This window comes from Methylacidimicrobium cyclopophantes (assembly GCF_902143385.2).
Taxonomy (GTDB): domain Bacteria; phylum Verrucomicrobiota; class Verrucomicrobiia; order Methylacidiphilales; family Methylacidiphilaceae; genus Methylacidimicrobium; species Methylacidimicrobium cyclopophantes.
Genome location: NZ_CABFUZ020000066.1, coordinates 1 through 1,341 on the forward strand (window position 1 = coordinate 1; position 1,341 = coordinate 1,341).

1 protein-coding gene is annotated in these 1,341 nt (G+C 68.0%); it reads left to right on the forward strand.

What is annotated here, in order from left to right; translation table 11 throughout:
- Positions 1-1,341, forward strand: a 1,341-nt coding sequence (locus tag FN369_RS01340) for a glycerol-3-phosphate dehydrogenase/oxidase (protein WP_142524418.1), incomplete at both ends; no start/stop codon positions are given.

Below are 1,341 nucleotides of genomic sequence, written 5' to 3' on the forward strand. Positions count from 1 at the left end.
GGCCGGCCGCGGCTACCGGACGCTCCTCATCGAAAAGGCCGACTTCGGCCGGGGCAGCTCGAGCCGGTCGAGCAAGCTGATCCACGGCGGGGTGCGCTACCTGCGCCAAGGACGGATTTCGCTGGTCCGAGAGGCCCTCCGGGAGCGCTCTCTCCTCCTCCGGAACGCTCCCCATCTGGTCAAGCCGCTCCCCTTCGTAGTTCCGATCTACCGGAGCTGGGAGATCCCCTGGTATCTCTCCGGGCTGCGACTCTACCAGAGCCTTTCGGGCTCCCAGCGGCTCGGAGAGGTCGAGTGGCTTTCTCCCCAACAGACCGTCGAGCGGCTGCCGGCCCTCCGAACCGATCGCTTGCGGGGAGGGGTCCTCTACTGGGATGCCGAGTTCGACGACGCCCGGATGGCGATCGCGCTCTTCCGCACCCTCGAGGATGCCGGCGGGGTCGCCCTCAACGCCGTCGAGCTTCTCGCCTTCGCCAAACGCTCCGGACGGATCACCGGCGCCGTCCTGCTCGACCGGCTCTCCGGCCGGGAGTTTTCCACATCCGCCCGAATCGTGATCAACGCAAGCGGCGTCTTTTCCGATCGCCTCCGGGCGCTCGACGAGCCCCAAACCCAACGGAAGCTCGCCTTGAGCCGGGGGAGCCATTTGGTCTTCCCCTCCTTCCTCCCGGGGAAAGATGCCCTCCTCCTCCCCAAGACCTCCGACGGCAGAGTCCTCTTCCTGATCCCTTGGCTTGGCCGTCTCCTCCTCGGCACCACCGAGGTTCCCGTCGAGGAGCCCGAGGAGAGCCCGCAGATCTCCCCCGCCGAAGAAGCGCTCCTCCGCTCCGAAATCTCCCGCTCCCTCTCCCTCCCCTCCGAAGCCCTCGCCTCGTTCTCGGGCCTCCGGCCCCTGCTGGCAGAGCCCGGCCGAAAGAGCCGGGCGGAGCTCAGCCGCGAGCATGCGCTCTTTGTCTCCCCTTCCGGTCTCATCACGCTGGCCGGAGGGAAGTGGACCAGCTACCGGAGGATGGGCGAGGAGTGCATCGACTTTGCCGAGCGGATCCACGGGCTCCCCCACCGCCCCTCGAAGAGTGAAACCACTCCCCTCCATGGAGCCCCCGCCGAGAAAGAGGACTCCCCCTCGGTCTACGGAAGCGAGCAAAAGGAGATCGACCGGCTGGGCTCCTCCGAGCCCGGCGCCTCCCTTCCGATCCACCCGGCTCTCCCCTACACCTTCGCCGAAATCCTCTGGGGAATCCGCAAGGAGAGCGCACTCACCCTGGAAGATCTGCTCGCCCGCCGCACCCGCGCCCTCTTCCTCGACGCTCGAGCCGCCCTCGAAGCGGCTCCCCGCGTCGC